Raw genomic sequence first — 3,013 nt, 5'->3', positions numbered from 1 at the left:
CCCTTCCCCCCTCCCTCCCCGAAGCCGACGTTTGCCGCCGCGCGGCGGGGGCCATGTAGGGTGTTGCCTCAATCCCCGGGTGCATAGCTCAGTGGTAGAGCGCCGCCCTTACAAGGCGGATGTCGGCGGTTCGAACCCGTCTGCACCCACCCTCTGACCAGCCCCAAGGCCCGTCTCCCAGGCGGGGAGACGAGACCAGCGATCAGGCTGCCGAGCATGCGCCGGGTGTCGACCTTGCCGGCCGCACGCAGGGCGACCGCGCCGAAGCCGGTGGCGATGAGCACGATCAGCGCGCCGCCGGGGCTGAGGGCGTCCAACGGGCCGCCCGCCACGACGGAGTCGGAGGTGCCGGTGCCGCGTTCGATGGCGGTGCCGCCGGTCATGTTGACCCCGGCGGTGATCATGCCGCCGCCCCAGCCGAGGAGGCCGCCGGTGCAGGTGGTCCACAGGGAGCCGACGAAGAAGCCGCCGGTGAAGGACACCAGGTCGGCCGGCTTCTCGCCGGCGCGCCACCAGCCGCGAAAGTTGAGGACGAGGAAGAGCAGGGACAGGCTGAGGCCGCCGATGGAGGGGACGTTGGCGCTGGTCACTGGGTGACTCCGGTGAAGAGGGTGACGATGTCGAACGGGGAGAAGGCGGCGCCGATGCCGGCGATGCTGGTGAGGAGGCCGACGCGGGCGACGAGGCGGTGGCTGCGGGCGTCCGCGAGGACGAAGTAGGCCAGCGGGCCCACCGCGACGACGTAGCCGGCGGGGATGCCGGCCTCAGCGCGGCACGAGGAGACGAGCGCGGTCCACACGGTCGCGGCCGGGAGGACGAGCGGCAGCGCGATGGCGGTCTGCCGCGGCCTCGCCCAGCGGCGCAGCGCGAGGTACATCCAGTCCCATGGACCAGCGCGGGGCCGGTTCCGGGGTGTCGGGCAGCCGCTCGGTGACGTAGTAGTTGTGCTGCACCACGATGACCGGCGGCGGCGCCGGAGCGGGCGCGGCCACGGGCACGATGCCGGCCGGGGCGGCCGTCGGCCGTGGGGCGCGGGGGCGGCGCCAGGGCGGCAGGTCGTCCGCACCAGACGGTGTCTCAGACCCGGGGCGTGTCGGCGGCGGGTGCGCCACCAGCGCGCGAAGCGGCGGATCACGACGCCAACTCCTTCAACGAGGACCTGAGGCACCGCTCGACCGTCGCTTCCTTGGCGTCCGGGTGCGTGCGCCGCACGATCCGGATCACGTTCGGAAGGGTCCGGATTCCGGATCGGACCGCGTCCGCGACGCAGTCCTGGATGTTCGGCACCGGGCCGGAGGCGGGCCGCGGCGGGCGCACGACGGTGTCCCAGGGACTGAGGACAGCCCGGATCAGGTCCGGATCGAGGGTGAGGCCGTGCTTGGCGAGGTAGGCGGTGACGGCCTCGGCATCCGAGGCCGGGGGGCAGGCCGCCGACTGACCAGCGCAGCGGAACGCCCCGCCACCGAGCTGGTGGCGGGGCGTCAGTAGTCGAGGCGCTCCTTACGTGAGCGAGAAGGCCGGGCCCCAACAGTCGTAGAGGCCGTCCATGCCCTCCGACAGGTCGATCTGGCACACGGAGAAGTACATGTGCCCGCCCTCGTCGAAGCTCTTGTTCAGGTTCGTCCAGCCGGCGGCCTGCCCCTGGTTGGCGTAGATCACGCCGCTGCGGCTCTGGCCGGTCTCCGGGTGCCAGTAGTCCCACTCGATGGCGACGGGCTCGTTGTCCGCCCAGGTGTCGCGCAGCCAGAACCACTCCCCGTGGGGGTCGAAGCGCGCCTCGCCGACGAAGCCGGAGGCGGCGTTCGGGATGCCGCTGGGCGGGGTGCTGCTGGTGACGGCGGCCCGCTGGAGGCCGTCGGCGGCGGATGCCGGTGAGGCCGCGATCCCTGTGGCCAGGGCGGCGCCGGCCAGGCCGCCGATGAGTGCGCGTCGGATGCGCATAGTTGGGTCCCCTCCCCTTGTGGGCTGTGCTCCGGTCTGGGGCACGGCTTGAGGATTGCTGGGCGGGTCCGCGCAGTGGAAGGGGATCAGGGTGTCCCGGACTGTCCCGGACAGGTGGGACGCCAGGACCTGCGGTGTCCGGCGCGCGCCTCGGGCGTGGCCTACAGGTAGACGGTCGCGAGGATGCTCAGGACGTACAGGGCGACCGCGGCGCCGGCAGCGCGCTTCACCCAGGGCCCGCCGGGCCGGCGCGGAACCGGCGGGGTCCGGGTGCGGTGATCCACCAGTCGACCGCGCGCCGGATGCCGGCCGCCAGGGCGGTGAGCACGGCGCGGAGGCCGCGGTCCCACATGGTGGGCAGGCGCGGGATCTCCTCGCCGTCGGGGGCGTAACCTCCATCGCCTAAGGCGGCGACCGGTCTCGGACTCCCATTTGTCATCGAGCGAGGACTGCGCTTCGAGGAAGCGAACCAAGTCAACCCGCAGCTTCTCTACTTGGTCTTTCCCCTTGCCGATTACTGCGTCGGCTTCAGTGGTGTCGGTGGAGAGCGGCTGCTGCTTGTCTACCAGCTCCGTGCTTGTACGCCGCCGCGTCCACCGCGCGGACCGCGGCGACCAACAGCCTGGCCAACTCGGGCTGCTCGGCGGCCGGCGCGGTGGCCAGCCCGCGCGGCAGCTCGGCCATCAGGGCCGGTCCGGAGCGCATGATGCGCACGTACTGGCTCCCGAGCCGATGCCGCACCGCGTCCGCCGCGGCGTCGCGCAGCTCGTTGAGCGGGCGCACCGGCCCGTCGTCGGGTCGTCGTAGGAGGCGAGGACGCCGCGCAGCTCGGGCATCGCCTCGTGCACGCGCGTGGCCGTGCGGTCCCGGTCACGGGTCAGCTGTTCGATGTCGACGCCCGGTACTAGACGAATAGTTCCGATGTGGCTCAGTGGTCGTAGGCGGTCAGTGACCTGGTGATGGGTGCGCCGATGGTGCGGTTGTGCCAGATTGCACAGGTCATCGCCAGGATCCGCTGAGCCACTCGGACGCCGACGCCTTCGATGGTGCGGCCGCCATGCTGTTCGAGGCC

Annotated in this window: 4 protein-coding genes, 1 tRNA gene and 1 pseudogene; 1 reads left to right on the top strand and 5 read right to left on the bottom strand. The window is 72.3% G+C overall.

Annotated features, from left to right (window positions below; translation table 11 throughout):
• Positions 1–77 precede the first annotated feature (77 nt).
• Positions 78–149: transfer RNA gene (locus E1283_RS34450), tRNA-Val, on the top strand.
• Between the two features lie 437 nt (positions 150–586).
• Here E1283_RS34450 and E1283_RS34445 read toward each other — a convergent pair.
• The 5 genes and pseudogenes from E1283_RS34445 to E1283_RS39300 all read right to left on the bottom strand — a co-directional run.
• A complete protein-coding gene (locus E1283_RS34445) occupies positions 587–877 on the bottom strand; it encodes a hypothetical protein (RefSeq protein ID WP_132822101.1) in 291 nt (96 codons plus the stop codon).
• A 623-nt stretch (positions 878–1,500) separates the two neighbouring features.
• Entirely contained in the window at positions 1,501–1,941 is a 441-nt protein-coding gene (locus E1283_RS34440) for a hypothetical protein (protein ID WP_132822100.1), read from the bottom strand.
• A 161-nt stretch (positions 1,942–2,102) separates the two neighbouring features.
• A complete protein-coding gene (locus E1283_RS39615) occupies positions 2,103–2,225 on the bottom strand; it encodes a hypothetical protein (RefSeq protein WP_279571319.1) in 123 nt (40 codons plus the stop codon).
• A gap of 244 nt (positions 2,226–2,469) precedes the next feature.
• Entirely contained in the window at positions 2,470–2,724 is a 255-nt protein-coding gene (locus tag E1283_RS34435; protein ID WP_132822099.1) for a hypothetical protein, read from the bottom strand.
• A 145-nt stretch (positions 2,725–2,869) separates the two neighbouring features.
• Positions 2,870–3,013: pseudogene (locus tag E1283_RS39300) on the bottom strand (IS982 family transposase); the annotation flags it as partial.

The sequence above is a fragment of the Streptomyces hainanensis genome, from assembly GCF_004348415.1.
Lineage (GTDB): Bacteria > Actinomycetota > Actinomycetes > Streptomycetales > Streptomycetaceae > Streptomyces > Streptomyces hainanensis.
This window is presented reverse-complemented; position numbering and strand designations above follow the sequence as displayed.

What these genes read in the sequence shown, in the direction of transcription:
- E1283_RS34445 (WP_132822101.1), bottom strand. Translation starts at nt 877, where the DNA reads ATGTACCTCGCGCTGCGCCGCTGGGCGAGGCCGCGGCAGACCGCCATC.
- E1283_RS34440 (WP_132822100.1), bottom strand. Translation starts at nt 1,941, where the DNA reads ATGCGCATCCGACGCGCACTCATCGGCGGCCTGGCCGGCGCCGCCCTG.